Raw genomic sequence first — 25,084 nt, 5'->3', positions numbered from 1 at the left:
GCTGATATACTTAGTACATCAGAGTATTGCATTTCATGCAATACTCAACACTAATGGCTCTAAAGAATATAAGGATTGCTTAATAATTTTTTGTGGCAATTCTTATATTCAAAATTTTAGTAAAATGTTGCTAATTAGTGATAGAGGAGGTTATTAATGGAAACAAGAGAAGAAATTGTCTCTAAATTAGAACTCATTCGTGAGAATATATTGGGATTTATTCAAGCCCGTTCACGTCAAGTTACACTTGTTAATCAAATGAGAACAGCCAAATTGATTCAACAAGATGAATATAACGAAAACACATTGTCTCATAAATCCCTCAAGCTTGCTTTTTCAATTATGGTATTTTCAAGTATTTCGATACTATTAGGGGATTTATTGTATGTCATCTTACTTGGTGCTGTGAATCGATTAATCGGTGATATTATCTTTGAAGTTTTGTTCTTATCGGGATTTTTATTTCTATTATTTCGTCGTATGAAAGGTTCAAAGGATAGCTGGATTTATCCAGCGACACTGATTATGGGAGGGATCTTACTTGTATTCCCTCTACGTTTGCTTTTGACTCCTAATCCTATAACATTAATTCTACTTGGAGTGTCAATTGTAGCCACTTATTTTATCATTCAAAATAAGCTGGAATTAATGATTGCGTTTGTGAATAAAGGTATTCGTAATAAAAATGAACAGCATTTAAGAGATTACCAAGCAGTGGTTGCAGAAAATCAACGATTAGAATTGGCCTATCAGCAAGAGGGACGTTTGATGGAAAATTTCCGGAATCAAGCTGTAGCAATTGGTCAAGGATGGTACCCTAAGGATTATTACGCACTAGATGCAGTGAATTATCTAATTCACGCGTTTAATAACTTTAAAGCAGATAACATAAAAGAAGCGATTAATTTATATGATACATATTTAGACCGAGAAGCACGTCGAGCCTTTGAGGCAGAGATGATCGAACTTGAGAAAGAGCAGATTATTAATCAAGAACGGATGATCAAGCTTCAAGAACATGCAAATATTTTAAGTGCAAGACAAATTGCAGAAACACAAGAAGCAGCTGCTGCATCACGTGCTGTAGCAAGTGAACTTGAGAATATTCGTTATGGAAGATAAGAAATCCGGGATAAATAGGTAGGGAAGAAAATAGAAGGAATATAATTATGAATAAAACAACAAAGAAAAGTATTGCTATTGGTGCTACTATTATTGCCGCTACTGCTGTAACTTCAGTTGTACAAGCTGAAGAAGCGTCAGTTGCTCAACCTCAGACAGGGACATCAGCAACTGTTTCAAATATCGATCGTACTGCTGAGGTTACAAAAGAGGCAGTTGATACAGCAAAAGAGCAAGCTGATGCTGCGGCTAAAACAGTAACAGAACAAGAAAAGGTTGTCAGTGCAGCGGATCAAAAGGCTAAGGAAGCGGAAGCTGCTGAAAAAACGGCAGCAGCAACCTATGAAAAAACAAAAGAAGCTGGGAAGGAAGCAACTCCTGAAAATATTGCAAAAGCTGAAGAAGCCATTAAAACAAAAGAGGCTGGTGTGAAATCAGCTGAAGAAAGTGTAAAAACGGCTGAAGAAGGTGTGAAATCAGCTGAGACAGCGGAAGCCGAATCAGGAAAAACTTATGAAGAGGCTACTAAAAAAGTAGACGATGAAAAAGCAAAAGTCGCTTTAGGCAAGGAAGAAGTGAAGAAGGCAGAACAAGCTCTTAATGAGACAACACTGACCAGAGCACAGGAGACAGTGACGATTGCGGGAAATAAACTGAAAGATGCAGAGTCTGTGAATAAAGCAGCTCAAGACGAATTGACTCGTGCAAAAGAATTCGACGCATCTCGTCAAGCTAAAATCGATGAAACAAAATCAGCTCTCGATAAAGAACGTACTGAAAAGAACATTCCTGCACTCGAACAAGGTCTTGCTGATGCAAAAGCTAATGTTCAAGCAAAAGAAAAAGCTCTTGCTGAAACAAAAGCCAAAGTCGGCGTAGCTCAAGCTGAAGTTGATGAGGCTCAAAAAGCTCTTGACAAAGCAAACGCGGACTATCAAGAAAAAGTTGCTAAGTTGGAACAAGATAGAGCTCTCCGTAAAATCGTTATTCCTGCTGAATACGCAAAACACGACATTAAAGACTACGAATGGTTCATCGCTCATCAAGATGAATACATGAAATTGCAACCAGAAACAGATTATAGCCAAACTGGCATTGGTGTTAACGGAGAAATCGTTGATTTAGCAAATCTCACAGCGGCTCAACGTAAAGAAATTGCTGAATTTGTATCTCAAATGTTGAACGACCTCAACCAACAATATTGGTCACAACGCGAACCAGGCAAAACCATCACACCAATCCAATTGACAGTTGGTGGTCAAGAATTTGCAGACGCTATCGCTCGTGGATATTCTAAATTCTACGAAGACAATGGCGGAACTCCTGATAAATTCAACTTCGGTAAAAACTGGGGGCACCAACTCTCAATTCTCCGTCAATATGGAGCATCTGAATCACTCGGTGGGCTTTTGCCAGAATGGCATAAAGAAAATATGGGCGGATATACAATGTTGAACCTTAAACAGGAGATTGCAGGTGATATTCGTATGATGATGTTCCAAGATGGTAATCAAGCAAACGGTCACGCTAAACACTTGATTTCCCTTGAAGGTTCGGGCATTGGATTCAGCGTAAGCTCCGGATCACTCCACATCTTATCAACAAACCGTCCAACAAATCAAGACAAAGCTGATTACCTTAGCACTGATCAAGAATACAACGATTCTGTGAAACATTCAGTTGAAAAAGAAGAACAAGCGCTTCAAGCAGCTAAAGCTAAGAAAGCAACTGCTGACCAAGCCGTTACATCTGCTGAAAATGACCTTGCTTCGGCAAAATCAGCTCAAGTTGACGCTCAAACTAAATTGAACGCTGCTCAAAATGCTATCGCTAAAGCTCAAAAAGCTTACGATGACGCTCTTGTTGTCAAAGAACAAACTCCTGCAGCTCAAGCTAAAGTTGCTGAAACTGCGAAAGCTCTTGAAGCAGCTAAAGCTGAACTCGCAACCGCTCAATCAAATCTTGAAAACTTGCAACAAGTTCGTGCACAACGTGAATCTGAATTGAAAGACGCTAAAGCTAAATTGGTTGCTCAAGAAGAAGTTTTGAAACAAGCCCTTCAGGCAGCTCTTGATGCAGAAAATGATTTGAAAGCAAAAGGTCTTGCAACAACTGAAGCTAAAGCTCAAGTGGAACGTTCTAAACAAGCTGTTAAATCAGCTGAACAAGCTGTACAAGACGCAAAAGATTATCTTGAATTGCTTAAGAGCGCACCTGTGAAACTTGCTGAAGCTGAAAAAGCATTGACTGAGGCAAAAGCTAAAACAGCTGAAGCTAAAGCAACTCTTGAAACAGAAATTGCCAAACTTGAAGCTTTGAAATTGAAAGCGAAAGCATCTCAAGAAGACTACACTCGTGTCTTCGAAGCTTACCAAAAACTCGTTAAAGCGAAACAATGGGAAGAAACAATTCGTCGTGAACAAGAACGTATCAAACACGAAGAAGAAACTCGTCGCAACGAACCAGTTCGTCATGAACCAACTGAAAACAAAGTGATGAAGACAACTGTCCCAATCGTAACAGGAACACCTGGTGCAATCACACCGGCAACACCTCAAGTTAACCCAACTAAACAAGCAAACACGAAAGAATTACCGTCAACTGGTGAATCTGCAAGTGCACTTGGACTTATGGGCGTAGCTATGATGGCTCTAGGTTTTGTTGGATTGAAACGCAAACGCGAATCAAAATAAAAATTCTATTTAGGCTGGGGAAACCCAGCCTAAAATGATATAATTTTAAGAAAAAGATAGTTAAATGGGGAATTTTTTATGAAAAAGGTTATGATTTCACTACTGGCGGGTGCGTCCGTTCTAGCTCTGGTGGCTTGTACGCCCAAACGCTATGAACGCCAAAGTAAACCAAAGACAGCAACGTCATCAGCTGTCAAAAAAGAAAAGAAGGATACAGGTCAGAAGTATTATCAAGAGGTTTTGGAGCGGTATGCTAAGTATGATACTGCTCTTAAAAATGGGGATAAAGCAGGCCTCTTTGCGGAATTAGGTAAAATACAATCTGGTTCAGAAGAAAGCATCTATCTAGATGCTTTGGAGCGCTTAGGAACTCCGGTAACCTTCCAATACGCTTTTACAGACTTGAACAAAGATGGTGTGGATGAGCTCTTGGTGTCCAATCAATACACTGGAAACAAACAGTATGTTTCTGCTATCTATTACCTCAAGGGTCAAAAAGCTGAATTGCTCCATACAGCTTATACAGCTGCGGTGGGTGGTTATCGCTCCAGCTTAGAAGTTTTCGACAATGGACAAATCGTCTATGCCACTTGGCAATCTCTTAATCCAGAAATGGAATTGACCCTTTATTCGCTAGGAAAAGGGGAAGCCAAGGAAGAAAAGAAAGCAACCATTCAAATTGGTGGTGACCAAACAGCAGAACAAGCTCTTGGGATTTCAGCCAAGCAGTTGGACCTCAGTAAGCTGGACTGGAAAACTTTTGAAGGTTCAGGGGATTCCAAATCAGCAGCAAAATCGGAAGAGAAAAAATCGGAAAGCTTCCAAGTACAAGTCAGTGTGTCGGATCTCCGTATTCGAAAAGAGCCATCGACTTCTGCACCATCTGCGGGAATGATCGCAAAAGGAACTCACACCATTACGGAAACAGTAGAGGCAGATGGCCATACCTGGGGCAAATTGGAATCTGGACAAGGCTGGATCGCCCTTGAATTCACAACGCGCGTGGATGGTTCTAAATCAGCAAGCTCAAGTAAAAAAAGCAGCGGAATGAATATTCAAGAGATTCAGAACGGAAATTTCTCAAGTATCGCAGGAACCTGGAGAAATGGGAAAGGGATGAGTGTAACATTTGATGATAACGGTATATCAAAGATCAATGGTGAACCAACAGACCAGGTTGTAGACCGCTTTAATCATGAATTTGGATACTTAAGCAGTAGTGTTCATTCAACTGCCCCAGCTGGTGCTTCAGCAATGAGTTTTTTCCCAGCAGGTCAAGAGTTTCCCGCATCATTAAAATATGGAAATTTTTCTGTTGATAATAGCAAGGATATTATTTATTGGGGTCAAAATGTTATTTCAGATCAAAGCGACTTGTTCTATAAGGAAGACTAAAAAAGGTTAGAAAATTAACTTATATTTGCTAGTGGTCTCTTCATTGATACTGAGTAAATAGATTTTCTTTGATAGAGTAGGATAAAAAAATAGGAGATATTATGAAAAAATTTATTATTTTATTTTTAACAGTTGGTTCGATAATTTCCCTAGCAGCTTGTGCTCCCAAACGCTATGAGCGCAAGCACAGTCCAGTAGGAGCCTCATCGGTTAAAAAATCATCTGATAAAGCCCAAGAAAAAGAGCAAACCGAAGGAGATAAGTCAGATGAACATGATAAAGAAGCCATTGGGACCTTGTCAAAAGCGGACCAAGCGGATATCTATTCGATTATTGAAAACAGTGCGTCTTTGACCTATTCACTTCAGGTGCAACCGACTCGCTTGCTAGAGTTGAATAATGACCACGGCGCGGTTGATGGTTACCCACAAGACATGTTCATTGATTACTACAATACCTACACGCCTGGGACCTATAATCTGCAAGATGTCATTGATAAATTAGATGCAGAAGAAACATCGGACTCAATCCGCAGTCTTTCACAAGACAAGCTGATCCAGCTTACAAATGAAAAGAAAGACGGCTGGATCTATTCGACAAAAGACAAGGCCTTCTACGAAATTGTACCTGGTGGTCGTGGCGGAGCGATGCCACCGATGGAAATCCCTTCACCGGATGAATGGGTGATCAATGAAAATTCAGTTGAAGTGACCACATCGATCCAAGGGACTTCTGAACCATACAGACGTTTTGTCTTGAAACGAAACAATAAGGACTACAAGGGTGGAACACATAAAACACGCTTTTATGTCGACAGCACTGAATTCGCAAAATCGTAAAAATAATCAGAAGCTATATCTAGCTCTAAAATTTTTATATAGAACTTGCTGAAGAATCAAAGAAAAAGGCCCTCAAAGCCTTTTTCTTTTGGGCTTGAATATGTTAAAATAAAAGGTATACGTGCTTGGATACAAAGATGAGGATATAACAGACAGATAGGCTGTTGAAATTCCTATCTCGTTGAGTTGCTTGACGGCTTGGTATCTTGAGTAATTGAACCCGGCCGAAAAGCCGTGTAAAAAAGATAAACTGTCTTGTCTTCATCGAAGACTTCGTCAGTTTCCTATTTTTACTTTGCTTTTGACGGCCTTGGTATCTTGATAGTTGAACACGGGCTAAATCCCTAGTGAAAAAGATAGATTTCCTAGTGTGCGTGGCACACTGCGTCAATCTCCTATTTTCATACGGGATTCTTCACGCCCTTTGTATCCTGATGAACTGAATTTTGGCCTCATTTCTTAGGAAAAAAGATAAGCTTCCTAGCACTCATCGAGTGCGGCGTCACCTTCCTATTTTTCTACAGAAATGTTCGGCAAGCCGAACCGTCCAAAATATCTTGATCTTTGTAGGCAAGTCGTATAATTTTATCAATCCAAAGGGGATTACAATGACAAAACAAGTGTTTCAAACGACTTTTGCGGGTCGTGAGTTAATCGTAGAGACTGGTCAGGTTGCCAAGCAAGCAAATGGCGCTGTTGTCGTGCGTTATGGGGAGTCAACTGTCTTGACGGCTGCTGTCATGTCTAAGAAGATGGCAACTGGGGATTTCTTCCCACTTCAAGTCAACTACGAAGAAAAAATGTATGCGGCTGGGAAATTTCCTGGCGGCTTTATGAAACGGGAAGGACGTCCTTCTACTGATGCGACTTTGACAGCGCGTTTGATTGACCGTCCAATCCGTCCAATGTTTGCGGAAGGCTTCCGTAACGAAGTGCAGGTGATTAACACAGTCCTTTCTTACGATGAAAATGCATCTGCCCCAATGGCAGCCATGTTTGGTTCATCATTGGCCTTGTCTATCTCAGACATTCCATTTGACGGACCTATCGCTGGGGTACAAGTGGGCTATGTTGACGGAGAAATCGTCATCAACCCAACGCAAGAACAAGCCGAGCGCTCGCTTCTTGAATTGACAGTAGCTGGTACCAAACACGCTATCAACATGGTAGAGTCTGGCGCTAAAGAATTGTCAGAAGAAATCATGTTGGAAGCTCTTCTGAAAGGGCACGAAGCTGTTAAAGAATTGATTGCCTTCCAAGAAGAAATCGTAGCAGCAGTTGGGAAAGAAAAAGCAGAAGTAGAATTGCTTCACGTGGACGCTGACTTGCAGGCTGAAATCATTGCAGCCTACAACAGTGACCTCCAAAAAGCAGTCCAAGTAGAAGAAAAATTAGCTCGTGAAGCTGCGACTCAAGCGGTTAAAGACCAAGTGACAGCCGTTTACGAAGAAAAATATGCAGACCACGAAGAATTTGACCGCATCATGCGGGATGTGGCTGAAATCTTGGAACAAATGGAACACGCAGAAGTGCGCCGTTTGATCACAGAAGACAAGGTACGTCCTGACGGTCGTAAGGTTGATGAAATCCGTCCTTTGGATGCACAAGTCGACTACCTTCCCCGCGTACATGGTTCAGGCCTCTTTACTCGTGGACAAACGCAAGCCCTTTCTGTTTTGACCTTGGCACCAATGGGTGAAACGCAAATCATCGATGGTTTGGATCCAGAGTACAAGAAACGCTTTATGCACCACTACAACTTCCCACAATACTCTGTAGGGGAAACTGGTCGTTACGGTGCGCCTGGTCGTCGTGAAATTGGTCACGGTGCTCTCGGTGAGCGTGCCCTTGCTCAAGTATTGCCAAGCTTGGAAGAATTCCCATATGCCATCCGTTTGGTAGCAGAAGTCTTAGAATCAAATGGTTCTTCATCTCAAGCCTCTATCTGTGCGGGAACGCTTGCCCTTATGGCTGGTGGTGTGCCAATCAAGGCACCAGTAGCTGGTATTGCCATGGGTCTGATCTCAGATGGAAACAACTATACCGTATTGACAGATATCCAAGGTTTGGAAGACCACTTTGGAGACATGGACTTTAAGGTTGCAGGTACGCGTGACGGGATTACAGCCCTTCAAATGGATATCAAGATCCAAGGGATTACTGCAGAAATTTTGACTGAAGCACTTGCTCAAGCCAAGAAAGCTCGTTTTGAAATCCTTGATGTCATCGAAGCAACCATTCCAGAAGTGCGTCCAGAATTGGCGCCAACTGCTCCGAAAATTGATACCATCAAGATTGATGTCGATAAGATTAAGATTGTCATCGGTAAGGGTGGAGAAACCATCGATAAGATCATCGCTGAAACAGGCGTTAAGATTGATATCGACGAAGAAGGAAACGTGTCTATCTACTCGAGCGACCAAGCTGCCATTAACCGCGCTAAAGAAATCATTGCTGGTTTGGTCCGTGAAGCCAAAGTGGATGAAGTCTACCATGCCAAAGTGGTTCGGATCGAGAAATTTGGTGCCTTTGTCAATCTCTTTGACAAGACGGATGCCCTCGTTCATATCTCTGAAATGGCTTGGACTCGTACCAACCGTGTCGAAGACTTGGTAGCGATTGGCGATGAAGTCGATGTCAAGATTATCAAGATTGATGAAAAGGGTCGTGTCGATGCTTCTATGAAGGCACTATTGCCACGTCCGCCAAAACCTGAACATTCAGAAGAAAAAGGTGAAAAGGGTCCTCGTCACGGCGATCGTCCTCGTCACCACAATAAAGACCACAAACCTAAAAAAGACTTTACCATTACACAAAAAGATTCAGAATAAGCATTAGAAAAGGAGGAGCACGGTATGGGATGGTGGCGTGAAACCATCAATATTGTAAAAGAAAATGACCCAGCAGCGCGTACCTCGCTGGAGGTCCTTTTGACCTATCCAGGCGTCAAAGCTCTGGCAGCTCACCGTGTTTCCCACTTTTTGTGGAACCATGGCTTTAAGCTCTTGGCGCGGATGCACAGCCAATTCTGGCGTTTTTGGACTCAGATCGAGATCCATCCAGGTGCGACCATTGCTTCTGGTGTCTTTATCGACCATGGAGCGGGCCTCGTTATCGGGGAAACAGCCATTGTTGAAAAAGGCGTTATGCTCTACCATGGGGTGACCCTTGGGGGAACAGGAAAGGATGTCGGCAAACGCCATCCGACGGTACGTGAGGGAGCCTTGGTTTCCGCCCATGCTCAAGTCATCGGCCCGGTGGAAATTGGAGCCAAGGCCAAAGTCGGAGCAGGGGCTGTCGTGGTCTCCGATGTACCGAGTGATGTGACCGTTGTCGGTATTCCTGCCAAAATTGTTCGTGTTCACGGCAAAAAGGATGAGCCAATCATTCACCAAGAAGAAGAAAAACGGGAATACTACATGAATAAGATGGAGCATGCTAAGGAAGCCAGCCATCGGTCTTCGAGCTTGTAAGGAGATCGCTACGTGATTCAATCAACCAATACATTGAATGACCACCAACTACTGGAAGCAAAGGCCCTTATTGCCATCTGTCAGAAGTATGACGGAACGTTTCGGGATCCTTATCTCTCCAATATGCTCAATTTTGACCCCGATATGCTGGCCTTTTTCCTTTATTATGAAAAAGGTGAACTTGTTGGCCTATTAACCGTCTATGCGGATGATCAAGATGTGGATGTGGCGATCCTGGTCCACCCCAATCATCGTCGACAGGGAATTGCGCGTGCTTTGTATGGAAGTTTTGAGAAAGAAACGGCATCTTATCCAATTGAGTCTGTGACTTTTCAGACAGAGCGTATTTTTCTAGAGAATCATCCTGATTTTGCCAGCAATTGGGGACTGGTTGAGGATGACGAAACAGAAACCTGGTTAGGACGTGATCGAACCGCTTATGCATTAGATTCCCGTTCGGATGTCGATGTGCTCTTGGCAGAACCTTCTTATCTTGAAACCATTGCCCAGCTCCACCACCAAACCTTTTCAGATGAAGTGGAAGCACCGGAAGTGAGCCACAGATACATTTCTGAGGCCTTGAAGGATCCTGATAGTCTGCTGTACATATTACTCAAAGAAGGTCAAGTGATTGGCGTTTGTACGGTCGATGTATCTGGAAAATGCAATTACCTTTATGGACTTGCGATTGCTGAAGTCTATCGTGGGCAAGGCTACGGAAGCTATTTGGCAAAATCCCTCATCAACCAACTCATGGAGCAAAATGATAAGGCATTTCAGATTGCAGTGGAAGATAGCAATGTAGGTGCCAAACGCTTGTATGAAAAGATTGGCTTTGTCACACAGACTCAGGTGGTTTACTTGAAGCCAAAAGAGTAGAAACAGAAAGGAAATGAAGCGTGTTAAAAATTTATGATACTATGTCTCGTGATTTGCGAGAATTTATCCCCATCGAGGAAGGAAAGGTCCGCATGTATGTCTGTGGGCCAACGGTTTACAACTATATCCACGTAGGGAATGCCCGTTCAACGGTAGCCTTTGACACGATTCGTCGCTACTTTGAGTATCGTGGCTACGAAGTTGCCTACATTTCCAACTTTACAGATGTGGACGATAAGATCATTAACCGTGCCAAAGAAGAAGGCATTACTCCACAGGAAGTGGCAGACAAGTATATTGCGGCCTTCCGTGAGGATGTAACGGCTCTTGGCGTGAAACCTGCAACCCGCCACCCTCGTGTGGTCGAGTTTATGGATGACATCATTCGTTTTGTCAATGATTTGATCGAAAAAGGCTATGCTTATGAGAGTCAAGGCGATGTTTATTTCCGTGTGGAAAAATCCCACAACTATGCAAAATTAGCCAATAAAACCTTGGAAGATTTGGAACTAGGAGCTTCAGGTCGGACAGATGAGGAAACAGCTCGCAAGGAAAATCCAGTCGACTTTGCCCTTTGGAAAGCTGCCAAACCAGGTGAGATTTCTTGGGACAGCCCTTGGGGACCTGGTCGTCCGGGTTGGCACATCGAGTGTTCGGTCATGTCGACGGGAATTTTAGGGGATACTATTGATATCCACGGTGGTGGAGCCGACCTTGAGTTTCCACACCATACTAATGAAATCGCTCAATCAGAAGCTAAGACCGGAAAAACTTTTGCCAACTACTGGATGCACAATGGCTTTGTCAATATTGATAATGTCAAGATGTCCAAGTCCTTAGGCAACTTTATCACCGTGCATGATGCATTGAAGACTATCGACGGCCAAGTGCTTCGCTTCTTCTTTGCGACCCAGCACTACCGCAAGCCCATTAACTTCACAGAAAAAGCGGTGCGCGATGCGGAGACCAACCTCAAGTATTTGAAAAATACCTATGAGCAACCGTTCACAGGAGAAGTGGATCCAGCAGACTTACAAAGCTTTGTGGACAAGTTTATCGCGGCTATGGATGAAGATATCAATGCGGCAAACGGCATCACTGTCGTCTTTGAATTGGCTAAATGGATCAATTCTGGTCACTACAATCAAGAAGTCAAGGATGCCTTGACCAAGATGTTAGAAGTCTTTGGAGTGGTCTTTGTCGAAGAAGTCTTGGATGCAGATATTGAAGCCTTGATCGCTGAACGTCAGGAAGCGCGGGCTAAGAAAGATTTTGCGCGAGCAGATGCCATTCGCGATCAATTGGCTGCGCAAGGAATCAAGCTCTTGGATACAAAAGAAGGTGTAAGGTGGACACGTGATTGATGTCAATCTAATCAATGGGATTGCCCTTGCCTTTGAGGGAGATGCGGTCTATTCCATGTATATTCGCAGACACCTGATTTTTCAAGGTATGACCAAGCCTAATAAGCTTCACCAGGCTGCCACCCGCTATGTCTCTGCTAGGGCTCAGGCCAGCTTGATTGAAAGCATGCTGGAGCAAGAAATTCTGACGGAAAAAGAGTTGGAGATCTACAAGCGCGGTCGCAATACCAATAGCCATACCAAGGCCAAAAATGCGGATGTCGTGACCTATCGCATGTCGACGGGCTTTGAGGCTGTCATGGGCTATCTCCATATGACGGGGGAGTTCTCTCGTCTAGAAGAGCTGATTGACTGGTGCATCCAGCAAGTAGAAGAAGGAAGAAAGCAGTGAAAAATATCAGAGAGTGGTTTCCTCATGCAGAGGTGACGGATCAAGCCAATCCACCAGCTGGTTATGTAGCCATTCCCCTTCAGGCTCATCAATGGCTGCTGCTGAAGGAAGAAGAGCTAACCGAGCGAGAAAAACAATTGATTTCCTGGTTGGGTGGTGAAGAAGAGGTTGCCCCTAATCCTTGGTACCAGTACCTGATCGATGGAAAGGGAGAAGCCCCTCAAGTCATCAAAAAAATGCAGCTCGTCTATTGCCACCTCTCGCATTCAACAGCAGAAGGGACGGCTTCTTGGTTAGAGATGATGCAGACACTCTTGCCCAACTTTCGGGCAGTCTTGCAACTGAGTGGACAGGACTATGTACTCATTCTAGATCAAGAGCAGTCGCTGGTTGTGGCTGATATCTTAAAAGATACCGTCTCTGCCATGGAGTATGATTTCAACATTCGCTTATCCATCATGGTCGGGCAAATATGGACTGAGTCAAAAGCTGGGAAAGTATCTCCGGTTATCCGAGCAGAACAGGCCGTCTTTCGAGCTTGGATTCGAGAAGGTCATCAAGGTGTCTATCGCTTTTCTCAACTCTATCTGTGGGGAATCGAGCAGGCAGATTTGGATCTCACTCCAATCAAGGCAAGTTTGCATCAGTTGATTGAAAGTCAAGATCAATTGCAAGACATCATTGTTGCTCTTTGGGACAATGGGGCAGTTGTAACCAAGGCCGCCCAGCAACTCTATCTCCACCGCAATTCGCTCCAATACAAGATTGACAAGTGGGAGGAGTTGACGGGTCTTCAGTTGAAAAATCTGACAGATCTAGCCCTGTGCTATCATTTGGTCTTACCAGATGTGATTTAAACGAAATAAATCCAGAGTTTTGTGCAACTTGCACAAAACTCTTTTTCTTTTTTGTGAGACTTGCCATAGATTTGTAAAACGTTTTCATTTACAATAGAACTATAAAAATCAAAGGAGTACCATCATGGTAGAATTGAATCTTAGTCACATTTATAAAAAATATCCAAATAGCGAACATTACTCAGTTGAAGACTTCAACTTGGACATCAAAGACAAAGAATTTATCGTTTTCGTAGGTCCTTCAGGATGTGGTAAATCAACGACTCTTCGTATGATCGCTGGTCTTGAAGACATCACAGAAGGTGAATGTTCAATCGATGGTACTGTTGTAAACAACGTGGCACCTAAAGACCGTGATATCGCCATGGTATTCCAAAACTACGCTCTTTACCCACACATGACTGTGTACGATAACATGGCATTTGGTTTGAAATTGCGTAAATACAGCAAGGAAGATATCGACAAACGTGTACAAGAAGCAGCTGAAATCCTTGGCTTGAAAGAATTCTTGGATCGTAAACCAGCTGACCTTTCTGGTGGTCAACGTCAACGTGTAGCCATGGGACGTGCTATTGTCCGTGATGCAAAAGTATTCTTGATGGACGAACCTTTGTCAAACTTGGATGCGAAACTTCGTGTATCCATGCGTGCTGAAATTGCGAAAATCCACCGTCGTATCGGAGCTACAACGATCTACGTAACTCACGACCAAACAGAAGCGATGACATTGGCTGACCGTATCGTTATCATGTCTGCTACTAAAAACCCTGCAGGTACTGGTACAATTGGACGTGTAGAACAAATCGGAACTCCACAAGAAGTGTACAAAAACCCAGTCAACAAATTCGTAGCTGGATTCATCGGAAGCCCTGCGATGAACTTCATTAACGTGAAATTGGAAGGTGGACACATCGTTGCTAATGGATTGAATTTGAAAGTTCCAGAAGGTGCTTTGAAAGTCTTGAAAGAAAAAGGCTATGATGGTAAAGAATTGATCTTTGGTATTCGTCCAGAAGACGTGAATACAGAAGCTGCATTCCTTGAAACTTTCCCAGAATCAGTTGTGAAAGCTACGATCTCTGTGTCTGAGTTGCTCGGTTCTGAATCTCACTTGTATTGCCAAGTTGGTGACAACGAATTCATCGCTAAAGTGGATGCGCGTGACTACCTTGGAACTGGTGCAACCATCGAACTTGGATTTGACTTGAACAAAGCTCACTTCTTCGACAAAGAAACTGAAAAAACAGTATACTAATACCTACTGATACTATAGAGACTGAGACGATTTGTCTCGGTCTCTTTCATTTTAAGGAGACAAAATATGGAAAAAGACTGGTGGAAGGGGAAAGTTGCTTACCAGATCTACCCAAAAAGCTTTAAAGATAGCAATGGTGATGGTGTTGGGGATTTAAACGGCATCACGGAGAAACTCGATTACCTTCAAGACTTAGGAATTGATATTCTCTGGCTTTCCCCTATTTACAAGAGTCCGTTTATTGACCAGGGCTATGATATTTCAGACTATTATGCCATTGATCCCCTCTTTGGGACCATGGAAGATATGGAAGAGTTGATTGCGGAAGGTAAGAAGCGGGGCATTTTCATCATTATGGACTTGGTGGTTAACCACTGTTCCAGTCATCACGAGTGGTTCCAAAAGGCTTTAGCAGATCCAGATGGTCCTTATGCGGACTACTTTTACTTCATCGAAAGTGACAAAGAACCCAACAACTGGGAAAGTTACTTTGGGGGTAGTGTTTGGGAGCCGGTTCCTGGCACCAATAAGTACTATCTCCATTCTTTCCATAAGGACCAGCCAGACCTCAATTGGCAAAATCCTGTCTTGCGCGAAGAAATTTACAAGATGATCAACTGGTGGTTGGACAAGGGAATTGCGGGCTTTAGGATCGATGCTATTATCAATATCAAAAAAGATCTAGAATGGCGTTCTCTTCCGTCTGATCGCGAAAATGGCTTGGTCCCAGTACCGGAGTCTCTAGTGAATGCCCAATCGATTGAACCGTTCTTGCAAGAGTTAAATGAGCGAACCTTCGCCAAGTATAATGCCTTCACAGTAGGGGAAGTGTTCAATGAAACCGACGAAGAATTGCATTTCTTCATCGGGAAAGACGGTGTCTTCTCTTCCATCTTTGACTTTAAACAAACCATGCTGGGGCAAGAAGGAAAAGGCTGGTTTGACCATGCTCTTCCAACAGCAGATGAACTCAAGGAAAGTATTTTCAAAGCCCATGAGCGCGCGGATAGCATTGGGGTTCTTTCGACCATTATTGAAAACCACGACGAACCTCGTGGCGTGTCCCATTATATTGCGGAAGGTCCGGTAAACGATACCAGTAAAAAAGCTCTAGGAACCATTCAGGTTTTGCGTAAGGGAATTCCTTTTATCTATCAAGGCCAAGAAATTGGAATGGAAAACCAAGTCTTTGAATCGGTGGAGGATTTTGATGATATTGCGACCATCAATGGTTATCATGTTGCGAAAGAAGCTGGTTTGAGTGAGGAAGAAGCCTTAGCAGTGATTGCCAACTACAGCCGAGACAATGCGCGGACACCGATGCAGTGGTCAGCGGAGCCAGGTCTGGGCTTTAGCGATGGACCAGCCTGGTTGATCAGTCCCAAACCAGATTATTCCATTAATGTGGAAGACCAGGAAAAGGATCCAGATTCTATTTTGAATTATTACCGTCAGCTGACGGCCTTGTATCGTCATCCCCTCTATGGGAATACCATCCGGTTTGGAGATATGATCCCAGCTTATCGGGACCGTGAGAATATCATCGCCTTCGAACGCCGTGGGGACAAGCGTCTCTTGGTGATTAGTAATTTCCAAAATCGCCAGGCCACTTTGGAGTTACCAGCTCCGATTAAAACGCTCGTTTTAAATAATACTGCTGGGTTGTTCCAAGAAGGAGACCAAGTATTAGAATTGGTCCCTTACCAAACTGTTGTGTTGGAATTGGTGGAATAGAAAAGAACCTTCGTTTCTGCGAAGGTTCTTTTCATGTCATCCAAGTCTAAGCCTGGAACTTATTCAACTTCTTTCTTTTTCAAGAGGAGGAGGCCTCCGCTAATGGCTAACAAGAAGCCTGAAAGAATGAAGTGCGCCCTTGTGTCTTCTCCAGTTTGTGGCAATTGTGCCTTGGATGGACTTTCTTGGAAGCTTTGTCCCACTTGGTAAGTCAAGTCTTGCACACTTTCTCCATTTTCAGTTGTCATTTCTTTTTGTGGAAGGAGAACTTTAGGAGTCTCCTTCTTGGTCAAGATTGGCTGTGGAGTGGTTGTTTGGTTATGAATTGGAACCACCACTTGGTCTGGTGCTTTAGCTGGAATGTGATCCATCAAGCTAGCCAACTTGCTGCCAAAGATCGCATTGGTTACCCAGCGGAAGAAGTGGACAGGGTGTTGACGGTTGGTTGGATTTCCGGCATAGACAAAGAGTGGTTGTCCCATCAGTTCTCCAGAGATCGCCATGACTTTGTTGGCCAGAACATCGTTATGTGGCCACCAACCTGCAATATAATAATCGCTCGGAGCGATGCTCATCAAGGTTTTGAAATGCTCTGGAACCTTTTCAATCCAGTTTCCTGAGTTGGAGTAGAAGAGGGTATTCTTCTTGTAACCGCTGGTCAGTGGATCTTGGTCATCGATGATGGCCTTCATCAAGCCCTCGTAGTCACTGCCACCTTTTAGTTTTTCAGCGTCAAATCCTGCAAGAACTCCCAATTTTTCCAGTTTTTGCATGGCTTCCCCACCAATGACGAGAGTCGGTTTCTTACCAAAGATGGAAGCGTCAAAACGATTGCTTTCCAAAATAACAACATCCGCTTCTTCTGGAGTATTGACGATTTGGAAACCTAATTTTTCAAGGACTAGACTGGTATGAGCAGGCGCATCGACTCCAGCCCAATTATAGTGGTAGTTTGGAGAGTAGACCTTCATCGGTTTCAAGGTTGGCCCGCTTGGTACCTTGTAGAGGGCATCACCATAGATGGCATAGTTTGGCAGGAGCGAAGCAAAGGTATCGCGGTCAACGATGTAGCCATCATCTGTTAGGTAGACAGATTTTCCTTGCGCAATGGCCTGGTTGATAGCTTTAACGGCACTGGCTGAGGTATTTGCGATCACATAGTAAGGAGCTTTTGGATCGATTTCTGAAGTTCGAGTGGCACGGGTAGCTGTGACTTCCCCTAGTTTGCCTGTAAAGAGCCCGTCCTTGAAGACTGGTTCTGCTTTGAACCCTCTCATATCAGGGAAGTTGACGAGAAGTTCCGCATACATAGCAGCCCAGGCAGATTCATTGGAACCTTTGTAGAGGATATGGTTGGCATAGCCCCGTTTGGCTTGGGCCATGTCAATGACCAAGTCCCCTTTTTTATAGTTGCCAATATCTTCTTTGAGTTCTTTGACGAGGACACCATTGCGTTTGAAGTAGTCGATCATATTGAAGGCTTCTTGGGCGTCATTGTCCTTGTCGAGACCCATTGGGATGACGTAGTAGTCTGGGAAGAATTTTGGACGACCGTTTTTCACACGTCCAACGATTTCCCCATTTGGGCCGACCAGTTCATTTTCTGCTTTTGGATCTTCAATCTTGTTGAGACCACGTAAGTAGAAGTTGAGCCGCATCTCAAGGAGTTTGTCTGGATCTTGGTTGAGGAAGTCAATGCCGCCGAGGACAGCATTGCGTCCAGCCTTATAGGATTCTTGGTTGGATTCTGGGATTTCAATGGTGTGACCCAAGATGCCGTGATAGACAGCATAGACACCTGTATAACCAGAGAAGGAATCATCCCAGCCATCTCCCCAATCCAGTTTTGGAATGATGTAGCTGTCGTATTTGGAATTGGCAACCCCTGCGCGGCCCATATGGTGGGCATTTTCTAGCATGAGGTTGGACATGAGGTCGTATTCAAAGTTCGGATCATGTGGAGGTGTTGCAGGCTCGATTAAGAATTCTTTTACAAAACCGTGTAAGTCGTAGAGAGCGATCGGATTCCACTTGTTGATCATTTGGATGACGGTACGAACTTCAGGGTTGGTTTGGTAGCTTGCATCCCGGTTTGGATCGAGCCCGTTTGCTAGGGCTCGCAGGTTGAGAGCATCCCCATCTGGGTTTTCCGTGAAGTCAAATAAGAAGATGAATTTATTGAGCAAGCTTGGAATGTCTAGCGTGACAGTTTTAGCATTTCCAGCTTCATCTGTGGTGTTAAAGGTCACCTTTTCCTTGGTCGCAAAGGTATTAAAGAGGCCTGTGATGATATCAATGCCAGGCTGCTCATCCGCGTGGGTGTTGTGGACTAAGACAGGTAGTTTGTAATCCAAGGTCTTGTCCTTCAGTGCAGCCAGCATTTCGCTTGGTTTGGTCAAAGCTGTAGGATTGGTGCTAGACAGGTAGTGATCGATGCTGGCTTGGTCCTTACTCACAATTCCCATCTTCATGTCCCGGCCTTGGGCGCTCTTACCAAGGGTTTCTAACTGCACCAAACGATCGGGTTTCGCTTCTTCCTTGGATTTTTCGATAGCAGCGAGCATCTCTTCATGTGTATGGTAGTCTTGGTAAGGTCGAAAAACAAGAGTTTTATTGATGGTCACACCCAAGTCTGCATTGGTTCCGACCAGCTCATGATTGCCGATGTAGTTGCGGTAAGTCCGGCGGATATTATTTGGGCTCCGAAGACTAAGATCTTCACCAAAGAGATCTTTCACTTCCATATGGAGATCCAAATCATTGCCGTTTGCAGTCTCTGTGATAGTAAGGAATGGATCCTTGCTCAGGGTTCCAGTCTCCATATCCCAGGTTTTCCACTCCGAGAGAGGCTTGTTGTCCAAGGTCCAGTTGATCTTGCCAGCAGCTTGGGCTTTTTCTTGGACTTTGTCATCAATCGTGCTCTTTTCAGAGAGATAAATGGTGCTATCAGCCAATCGTGTCGCTTGGTCAGCGGTCGTTGCAGCACGGTTAGTGCTTGGACTAGCGGCTGGAGCAACTTCTGTAGTAGAAGCCACATCAGAAGTCGCTGCTGCTTCCGCAGAAGTGGCAAGGGCTGCGGTGTCTCCTTTTTCAGCTGTAGCAGGACTGGCAGTCTCAGCTGTCACAGCTTGCTCAGTAGCGGGTGTCGCTTCAAGGACCGTGCTCGGTTCCGTTTGAGGCGCTTCTAAGCTATCGGCTGATACTTGGCTATGAACGATGACAGAAAGCAAGACAGCAGCCGAGAGGCTGAGCGTCGTAGTGTACAAATGTTTCTTATACGAAGACTTCATATAGAAGACTCTCCTTAAAAAGTTATTTTCTTGTTCTAGTATACCATTTTAGGAAAGCGTTTTCAACAGTTCCCGCAATAAAAAAGCCTTTGCATTTGGCAAGGGCTTCTCTGTCTATACTGTTTCCTCATGGAATTGTTGGTAAAAATCAACCTTGACCTGGATGAAAGTTTCTAAGTCTCTTAAGAGTTGGAGTAAGGTAGCGCGTGTTTCAAATTCCTCACGAGTCTTAGGAAGAGGGCGTTCGCGGAAGATCGCCAAATACTGAGTAATATCATCAAGAAGATCTTGGGCAGGATTTTCCTGACTTAACTGTTGAGCCGTCTTCTTAAAAAGTTGAGCAAGGATCATACTTTCACTCGCCGCCAACTGACAGCGGTTAACGTTTTCTGCCATATCTCGCAGGATATCGTTTTGCCGCTTGCGCATTTCGAAGTAGTGAATATGGTAGTTGGTTTGGTGAAAGAGGTGGTTGGAATGGTCCAGATAGACCAGATTTAAAGCGTCCTTTAGGATACTATCCAATTCCTTGATCAAGCGGGCATCGTTGCGACCATCCCCTTTACCAAGTAATTCCGCAAAACGGGCAAGAATCTTCTTTAGTTGGTCTTCGACAACATCATGATAGTGATCGATCGCTGCCTGGTGAGAGGGCATATAGAGATTGGCTAGTAAGGCAAAGCTGGTTCCTATTAAAAAGAGGGCAAGTTCATTGAGCAAGAGCCCCCAGGAAGTAGACTGCTCAATCAAGAGATGGGTGACGAGGACCGTACTAGGGGTGATGCCGATCTGCCAGCCCATTAGAAAGGCGCATGGAACATAGAGAGCGATAAAGACTCCCAGTGCCCAAAGGTTGAAGCCAAAAAAGGAAAAAGCGAGACTTCCGATCACAAGGGCCAGCAAAGTCGACATAAAACGCTGATAGGCTTGCTTGATCGTACTGCGACGCGTATCAGAGATACTCAAGATGGCAATGACGCCAGCTGAGATGGCATAGGTCAAGCCCAGAGCATAAGCAAGGGCAGCTGCTAAACAGGTGGCCAAGGTGAGCTTGATGGTTCGTTGAAAAAGAGGCATGGCTTCCTTTCTATTTTGCTGGTTTCGCTGAGATAGATTTCATTTCATTATATCATGAATTGGCCTCATCCTCCTTTCTTGTGGTATACTAGTTCTATGGAAAATAACGATATCGTATACGGTGTCCACGCAGTCACCGAAGCTTTACAAGCCAATACAGGCAATAAATTATATATTCAAGAAGACCTCCGAGGAAAAAATGTCGACAAGATCAAGGCCTTAGCAGCTGAAAAAAAAGTGTCGATTTCTTGGACGCCAAAGAAAACCCTGCAGGAAATGACAGAAGGAGCTGTTCACCAAGGCTTCGTTCTTCGAGTGGCAGCCTTTGCTTACACAGACTTAGCAGCGATTCTGAAACAGACAGCCAAAGAAGAGAACCCGCTTTTATTGATTCTCGATGGTTTAACGGATCCGCACAATCTTGGATCTATCTTACGGACAGCTGATGCGACCAATGTCTCAGGCGTCATCATTCCTAAGCACCGTGCAGTCGGGGTAACCCCAGTGGTTTCAAAAACTTCTACTGGAGCAGTGGAACACATTCCCATTGCGCGTGTGACTAATCTTAGCCAAACCTTAGACAAGCTAAAGGAAGAAGGCTTCTGGATCTTTGGAACCGACATGAACGGCACGCCATCTCACCAGTGGAATACGGCTGGCAAGTTAGTCTTGATCATTGGCAATGAAGGAAAAGGGATCTCAACCAATATCAAAAAGCAAGTCGATGAGATGATCACCATTCCTATGAATGGCCATGTTCAAAGCCTCAATGCCAGTGTGGCAGCAGCCATCCTCATGTATGAGGTCTTTCGCAACCGACTATAAATAGTAGAAAGGCAATGATATGAAACGAAAAATCTTATTGGTTGATGGCTACAATATGATTGCCTTCTGGCAGGAGACCCGCCAGCTCTTTCAAAAAAGTGAGCTCGATGCGGCGCGCAACATCCTCCTGCAAAAACTGAGCCATTATGCTAGCTTTGAAGGGATCGAAGTCATCTGTGTCTTTGATGCCCAGTATATGCCAGGAGTGCGGCAGACCTATGAGGAGTTCAATGTTCAGGTGGTCTTTACAGGTGAGGATGAGACGGCAGATGACTATATCGAGCGCTTGGCGGCAGAGCTCAATACGCCCCTCCACCAAGTATCGGTAGCGACCAGTGACTTAAATGAGCAATGGACCGTCTTTGCTCAAGGAGCCCTTCGGGTATCTGCTAGAGAGTTAGAAAAACGGGTCGCAGTCGTCAAAGGAAACCTCAATCAGGCGCAGCGAGTGGTCAACGATCAAAAACCACCCATGCGACCACTCGATCACGAAGTATTGCGACAATTACAAGAAATGATGGGAGACAAGTAATGACATTTTCTATTTTGACAGATTCGACCGCAGATTTAGATCAGAACTGGGCCAAGGAACACCAGGTGACCATTCTTGGGTTGACCATTGAGTTAGATGGGACGGTTTACCAGACAGTTGGCGAAGGTCAATTGACCAGTCCTGAGCTTTTAGAAGCCATGAAAAATGGGGCCAAACCGACAACCAGTCAGGTCAATGTGGGCCAATTTCAGGAAACCTTTGAACAATTTGCCAAAGAAGGGAAAGATCTGCTTTATGTGGCCTTTTCATCGGTCTTATCTGGGACTTATCAGAGTGCAGTCATGGCACGAGACCTGGTTTTAGAAGACTATCCAGAAGCCGTGATCGAGATTGTCGATCCGAAGGCTGCTGGGATTGGAGAGGGATATCTGGTCATGCGGGCAGTAGCTGCGCGTGATGCAGGCCGTTCATTAGCAGAAGCCAAAGAAGAGATTATAGCTCTAGCGCCAAAACTGCGGACTTATTTCCTCGTCGATGATCTCTACCACCTCATGCGTGGAGGCCGTCTCTCAAAAAGTGCTGCGATCATGGGAAGTTTGGCCAGCATCAAACCCATTCTCTGGATAGATACGGAAGGGAAATTAGTCCCAATTAGCAAGGTTCGGGGACGCAAAAAAGCTGTCCGAGAATTACTGGAGTTGATCAAGGCAGACATCGGCGGAAGCACAGCCTTGGTGTCTTATACCAACGATCTAGAAGGAGCAGAGGCACTGAAGCAAGAAATGCTTGCGCTTGAAGGCATCGATGAAGTTCTCGTGATGCCTCTTGGACCGGTTATTTCAGCTCACGTCGGCCCGAATTCCTTGATTGGATTTGTCATTGGAAAAGAAAATCGCAAATAATTTTCCAAATCGGTTGACTTTTATCTTAGAATTTTGATACAATAGTAGGCGGTATTGTTTACCCCATTTGTAAGGCCCCGGAACCTTTCAAATAACTCGCGGACCGGAACATCCGCCCTGTAAACAAAAACGACATTCATATAGGAGAAATCATGAACAAAACTACATTCATGGCTAAACCAGGCCAAGTAGAACGCAAATGGTACGTTGTTGACGCAACTGATGTACCTCTTGGACGCCTTTCAGCAGTTGTTGCTAGCGTGCTTCGCGGAAAAAACAAACCAACATTCACACCTCACACTGATACAGGTGACTTCGTAATCGTTATCAATGCTGAAAAAGTTAAATTGACTGGTAAAAAAGCAACTGATAAGATCTACTACACTCACTCAAACCACCCAGGTGGATTGAAATCAATCTCTGCTGGTGAACTTCGTTCTAAAAATGCAGTACGTTTGATCGAGAAATCAGTTAAAGGTATGCTTCCACACAATACTCTTGGCCGCGCTCAAGGTATGAAATTGAAAGTATTCGTTGGAGCTGAGCACACTCACGCTGCACAACAACCAGAAGTTCTTGATATTTCAGGACTTATCTAAGGAAAGGAACAATAAAGTATGTCACAAGCACAATATGCAGGTACTGGACGTCGTAAAAACGCTGTTGCACGCGTTCGCCTTGTTCCAGGAACTGGTAAAATCACTGTTAACAAAAAAGATGTTGAAGAGTACATCCCACACGCTGACCTTCGTTTGGTCATCAACCAACCATTCGCAGTTACTTCAACTGTAGGTTCATACGACGTTTTCGTTAACGTTGTAGGTGGTGGATACGCTGGTCAAGCAGGAGCTATCCGTCACGGTATCGCTCGTGCCCTTCTTCAAGTAGACCCAGACTTCCGCGATTCATTGAAACGCGCAGGACTTCTTACACGTGACTCACGTAAAGTTGAGCGTAAGAAACCAGGCTTGAAAAAAGCTCGTAAAGCATCACAATTTAGTAAACGTTAAAACTTATTTAAACTTATTGAAAGCATTTCGTATCAAAAATACGGGATGCTTTTTCTGTTCACCCCAAATTTTTGTAACTAGGTGATACTTGAAATTAATACAAATTTGGTTGTTTTTGATAAATCTAAGCAACACTACATGATGAAGTGAAAGGGGATGAATCTTTGATAGTATTCACTTATTGTGAAATATGATATATTTATTAATTAGATGGATGAATACTTCTAGAGTTAAATATAGTATAATAGGGACATACTTTTTGGTTTATTTTTGTTTGTAGTCGGATTATGAAAGAATATCCAATATTATGCGATAAGATAGAATGTTACAAAAAAGAAAGGGGATGCAATCCGATGAAGAAAGACAGATTAATTGTATTGACAGATGCTGTTCTAGCAATTATTATGACCATCTTGGTTTTAGAGTTAGAAAAACCAACAACACCAAGTCTTGAAGCTTTTTGGGATTTACGGCAAAATTTCTTTGCTTGTTTTCTTTCCTTTTTCTGGTTGGGATCGTTATGGATGGCACTAAACACATTATGGGAAAAGGTTGAGAAAATTTCCTCAGAAATTATTTGGTGGAATTTGTTTCTACTCTTGGAGCGGCAGGAGTTCTCTTTGGAGAATTTCATGCCATCCAAGATACCAGTCTGAATGATGTGGTGGACCGGATCTATATAAATGTCAAGGATTTACCGTTTCAGTCCTTGGGAGCTTTAGCTAATATCCTGTCTGATATTAAGAAGGGACTGATTCAAGACAGTCATATCTGGTCTTTCTTCCAGTCATTTTTCAAACAATATCAGTTGATAATCAGCTTAAATCAGATCTATCAGTTTGTCTATCTTTCTCTGATGGAGATCATGTCCTATCTTCACTTTGATTATTGGAAAAAAACGGCTCGGTCAGGAGCTAGTATGAATAAGGAGAACAAATGAAACGTTTAAAAATGTTATGGCATATTATGCAGGTTACGGGTTTTACTCGGTTTGCTCTGAGTTTTGTGACCTTTGTTTTTGGGTCAGGAGGCGTGCTTTTCCTAGTTGAACCTGCTATCACAAATTACGGAGACGGTCTTTGGTATGCTTTTGTGACTTCGACGACTGTCGGCTACGGGGATCTCCTAGCTGTGACCTTGATTGGAAGGATTACCAGTGTCTTCTTGACGATTTATGGGCTCATATTTTTTGGCTGTTTATCAGCTGTTATTTTTAATTATTATACCAATTTAAATAAGGAAAGAGGAGAGGACAAATGACTGCCAATTATTCAACACGGGAATACCGTGAGAAATTATACGATGACCTTCATGTTCGATTGAGAGATACAGCGATTTTGATGTGTGCAATTTTTATTGCCTCTATCGGACTAAATATGAATTCAACAGCTGTCATTATAGGAGCCATGTTGATTTCACCTCTCATGACACCGATTGTTGGACTGGGATTCGGTTTAGCTATTTTTGATACGCGTTTAATCAAGC

General features: G+C 43.7%; 23 protein-coding genes. 21 read left to right on the top strand and 2 right to left on the bottom strand.

Annotation, left to right across the window (positions count from 1 at the left end; genetic code table 11):
* The first annotated feature begins 156 nt into the window (after positions 1-156).
* The 12 genes from HMPREF2704_RS04405 to HMPREF2704_RS04350 all read left to right on the top strand — a co-directional run bounded on the left by HMPREF2704_RS04405 (position 157) and on the right by HMPREF2704_RS04350 (position 16,002).
* On the top strand, positions 157-1,122 hold the full coding sequence (locus tag HMPREF2704_RS04405; RefSeq protein WP_024054789.1) for a hypothetical protein: 966 nt from the start codon (positions 157-159) through the stop codon (positions 1,120-1,122).
* A gap of 47 nt (positions 1,123-1,169) precedes the next feature.
* On the top strand, positions 1,170-3,815 hold the full coding sequence (locus HMPREF2704_RS04400) for an SEC10/PgrA surface exclusion domain-containing protein (protein ID WP_024054788.1): 2,646 nt from the start codon (positions 1,170-1,172) through the stop codon (positions 3,813-3,815).
* A 78-nt stretch (positions 3,816-3,893) separates the two neighbouring features.
* Entirely contained in the window at positions 3,894-5,210 is a 1,317-nt protein-coding gene (locus tag HMPREF2704_RS04395; protein ID WP_042759817.1) for a DUF6287 domain-containing protein, read from the top strand.
* A 101-nt stretch (positions 5,211-5,311) separates the two neighbouring features.
* Positions 5,312-6,049: a hypothetical protein gene (locus HMPREF2704_RS04390; RefSeq protein ID WP_049523567.1), complete on the top strand. Its 738-nt coding sequence runs from the start codon at positions 5,312-5,314 to the stop codon at positions 6,047-6,049.
* 608 nt (positions 6,050-6,657) lie between these two features.
* Positions 6,658-8,880 (top strand): polyribonucleotide nucleotidyltransferase, encoded by a 2,223-nt coding sequence (pnp, locus tag HMPREF2704_RS04385; RefSeq protein WP_049487789.1) that lies wholly within the window; start codon positions 6,658-6,660, stop codon positions 8,878-8,880.
* Positions 8,881-8,904: 24 nt separating this feature from the next.
* A complete protein-coding gene (gene cysE, locus HMPREF2704_RS04380; RefSeq protein ID WP_049487790.1) occupies positions 8,905-9,522 on the top strand; it encodes a serine O-acetyltransferase in 618 nt (205 codons plus the stop codon).
* Positions 9,523-9,534: 12 nt separating this feature from the next.
* Positions 9,535-10,401, top strand: a complete 867-nt coding sequence (locus HMPREF2704_RS04375; protein WP_070845786.1) for a GNAT family N-acetyltransferase — start codon at positions 9,535-9,537, stop codon at positions 10,399-10,401.
* A gap of 20 nt (positions 10,402-10,421) precedes the next feature.
* Positions 10,422-11,765, top strand: a complete 1,344-nt coding sequence (gene cysS / locus HMPREF2704_RS04370) for a cysteine--tRNA ligase (RefSeq protein ID WP_070845784.1) — start codon at positions 10,422-10,424, stop codon at positions 11,763-11,765.
* On the top strand, positions 11,758-12,156 hold the full coding sequence (locus tag HMPREF2704_RS04365; protein ID WP_049475172.1) for a Mini-ribonuclease 3: 399 nt from the start codon (positions 11,758-11,760) through the stop codon (positions 12,154-12,156). The genes cysS and HMPREF2704_RS04365 overlap by 8 nt, the downstream gene beginning before the upstream one ends.
* On the top strand, positions 12,153-13,013 hold the full coding sequence (locus HMPREF2704_RS04360; RefSeq protein WP_049475171.1) for a helix-turn-helix domain-containing protein: 861 nt from the start codon (positions 12,153-12,155) through the stop codon (positions 13,011-13,013). Before HMPREF2704_RS04365 ends, HMPREF2704_RS04360 begins: the two co-directional genes overlap by 4 nt.
* A gap of 124 nt (positions 13,014-13,137) precedes the next feature.
* Positions 13,138-14,268, top strand: coding sequence for an ABC transporter ATP-binding protein (locus HMPREF2704_RS04355; RefSeq protein WP_049475170.1), 1,131 nt, complete (start codon positions 13,138-13,140; stop codon positions 14,266-14,268).
* 66 nt (positions 14,269-14,334) lie between these two features.
* Complete coding sequence (locus tag HMPREF2704_RS04350; RefSeq protein ID WP_070845782.1) at positions 14,335-16,002, top strand: alpha-glucosidase; 1,668 nt, start codon at positions 14,335-14,337, stop codon at positions 16,000-16,002.
* 59 nt (positions 16,003-16,061) lie between these two features.
* On the opposite strand, the gene HMPREF2704_RS04345 is transcribed toward HMPREF2704_RS04350, so the two are convergent.
* Together HMPREF2704_RS04345 and HMPREF2704_RS04340 are read right to left on the bottom strand one after the other, a co-directional pair.
* Positions 16,062-19,292, bottom strand: coding sequence for an LPXTG-anchored zinc carboxypeptidase (locus tag HMPREF2704_RS04345; RefSeq protein ID WP_070845780.1), 3,231 nt, complete (start codon positions 19,290-19,292; stop codon positions 16,062-16,064).
* A gap of 114 nt (positions 19,293-19,406) precedes the next feature.
* A complete protein-coding gene (locus HMPREF2704_RS04340; protein WP_070845778.1) occupies positions 19,407-20,369 on the bottom strand; it encodes an aromatic acid exporter family protein in 963 nt (320 codons plus the stop codon).
* 96 nt (positions 20,370-20,465) lie between these two features.
* Here HMPREF2704_RS04340 and rlmB point away from each other — a divergent pair, with 96 nt between their 5' ends.
* The 9 genes from rlmB to HMPREF2704_RS04300 all read left to right on the top strand — a co-directional run.
* A complete protein-coding gene (rlmB, locus tag HMPREF2704_RS04335; protein WP_070845776.1) occupies positions 20,466-21,194 on the top strand; it encodes a 23S rRNA (guanosine(2251)-2'-O)-methyltransferase RlmB in 729 nt (242 codons plus the stop codon).
* 19 nt (positions 21,195-21,213) lie between these two features.
* On the top strand, positions 21,214-21,726 hold the full coding sequence (locus HMPREF2704_RS04330; RefSeq protein ID WP_003004212.1) for an NYN domain-containing protein: 513 nt from the start codon (positions 21,214-21,216) through the stop codon (positions 21,724-21,726).
* Positions 21,726-22,589, top strand: a complete 864-nt coding sequence (locus tag HMPREF2704_RS04325; RefSeq protein WP_070845773.1) for a DegV family protein — start codon at positions 21,726-21,728, stop codon at positions 22,587-22,589. The genes HMPREF2704_RS04330 and HMPREF2704_RS04325 overlap by 1 nt, the downstream gene beginning before the upstream one ends.
* Positions 22,590-22,741: 152 nt before the next feature.
* Entirely contained in the window at positions 22,742-23,188 is a 447-nt protein-coding gene (rplM, locus tag HMPREF2704_RS04320; protein WP_002876943.1) for a 50S ribosomal protein L13, read from the top strand.
* A gap of 18 nt (positions 23,189-23,206) precedes the next feature.
* Positions 23,207-23,599, top strand: coding sequence for a 30S ribosomal protein S9 (rpsI, locus tag HMPREF2704_RS04315; protein ID WP_000075969.1), 393 nt, complete (start codon positions 23,207-23,209; stop codon positions 23,597-23,599).
* A gap of 353 nt (positions 23,600-23,952) precedes the next feature.
* On the top strand, positions 23,953-24,255 hold the full coding sequence (locus HMPREF2704_RS10770; RefSeq protein ID WP_006151097.1) for a TMEM175 family protein: 303 nt from the start codon (positions 23,953-23,955) through the stop codon (positions 24,253-24,255).
* Positions 24,180-24,539, top strand: a complete 360-nt coding sequence (locus HMPREF2704_RS04310; RefSeq protein ID WP_000397555.1) for a hypothetical protein — start codon at positions 24,180-24,182, stop codon at positions 24,537-24,539. The genes HMPREF2704_RS10770 and HMPREF2704_RS04310 overlap by 76 nt, the downstream gene beginning before the upstream one ends.
* Positions 24,536-24,859: a potassium channel family protein gene (locus tag HMPREF2704_RS04305; RefSeq protein ID WP_000825751.1), complete on the top strand. Its 324-nt coding sequence runs from the start codon at positions 24,536-24,538 to the stop codon at positions 24,857-24,859. Before HMPREF2704_RS04310 ends, HMPREF2704_RS04305 begins: the two co-directional genes overlap by 4 nt.
* Positions 24,856-25,084 (top strand): DUF389 domain-containing protein (locus HMPREF2704_RS04300; RefSeq protein WP_141754478.1); only part of this gene is annotated, 229 nt, incomplete at its 3' end. The genes HMPREF2704_RS04305 and HMPREF2704_RS04300, both read left to right, overlap by 4 nt.

The sequence above is a fragment of the Streptococcus sp. HMSC076C09 genome, from assembly GCF_001837905.1.
GTDB classification, from domain to species: domain Bacteria; phylum Bacillota; class Bacilli; order Lactobacillales; family Streptococcaceae; genus Streptococcus; species Streptococcus parasanguinis_I.
The sequence above is the reverse complement of the archived record's forward strand: the minus strand, read 5'-3'. Positions and strand labels throughout refer to the sequence as shown.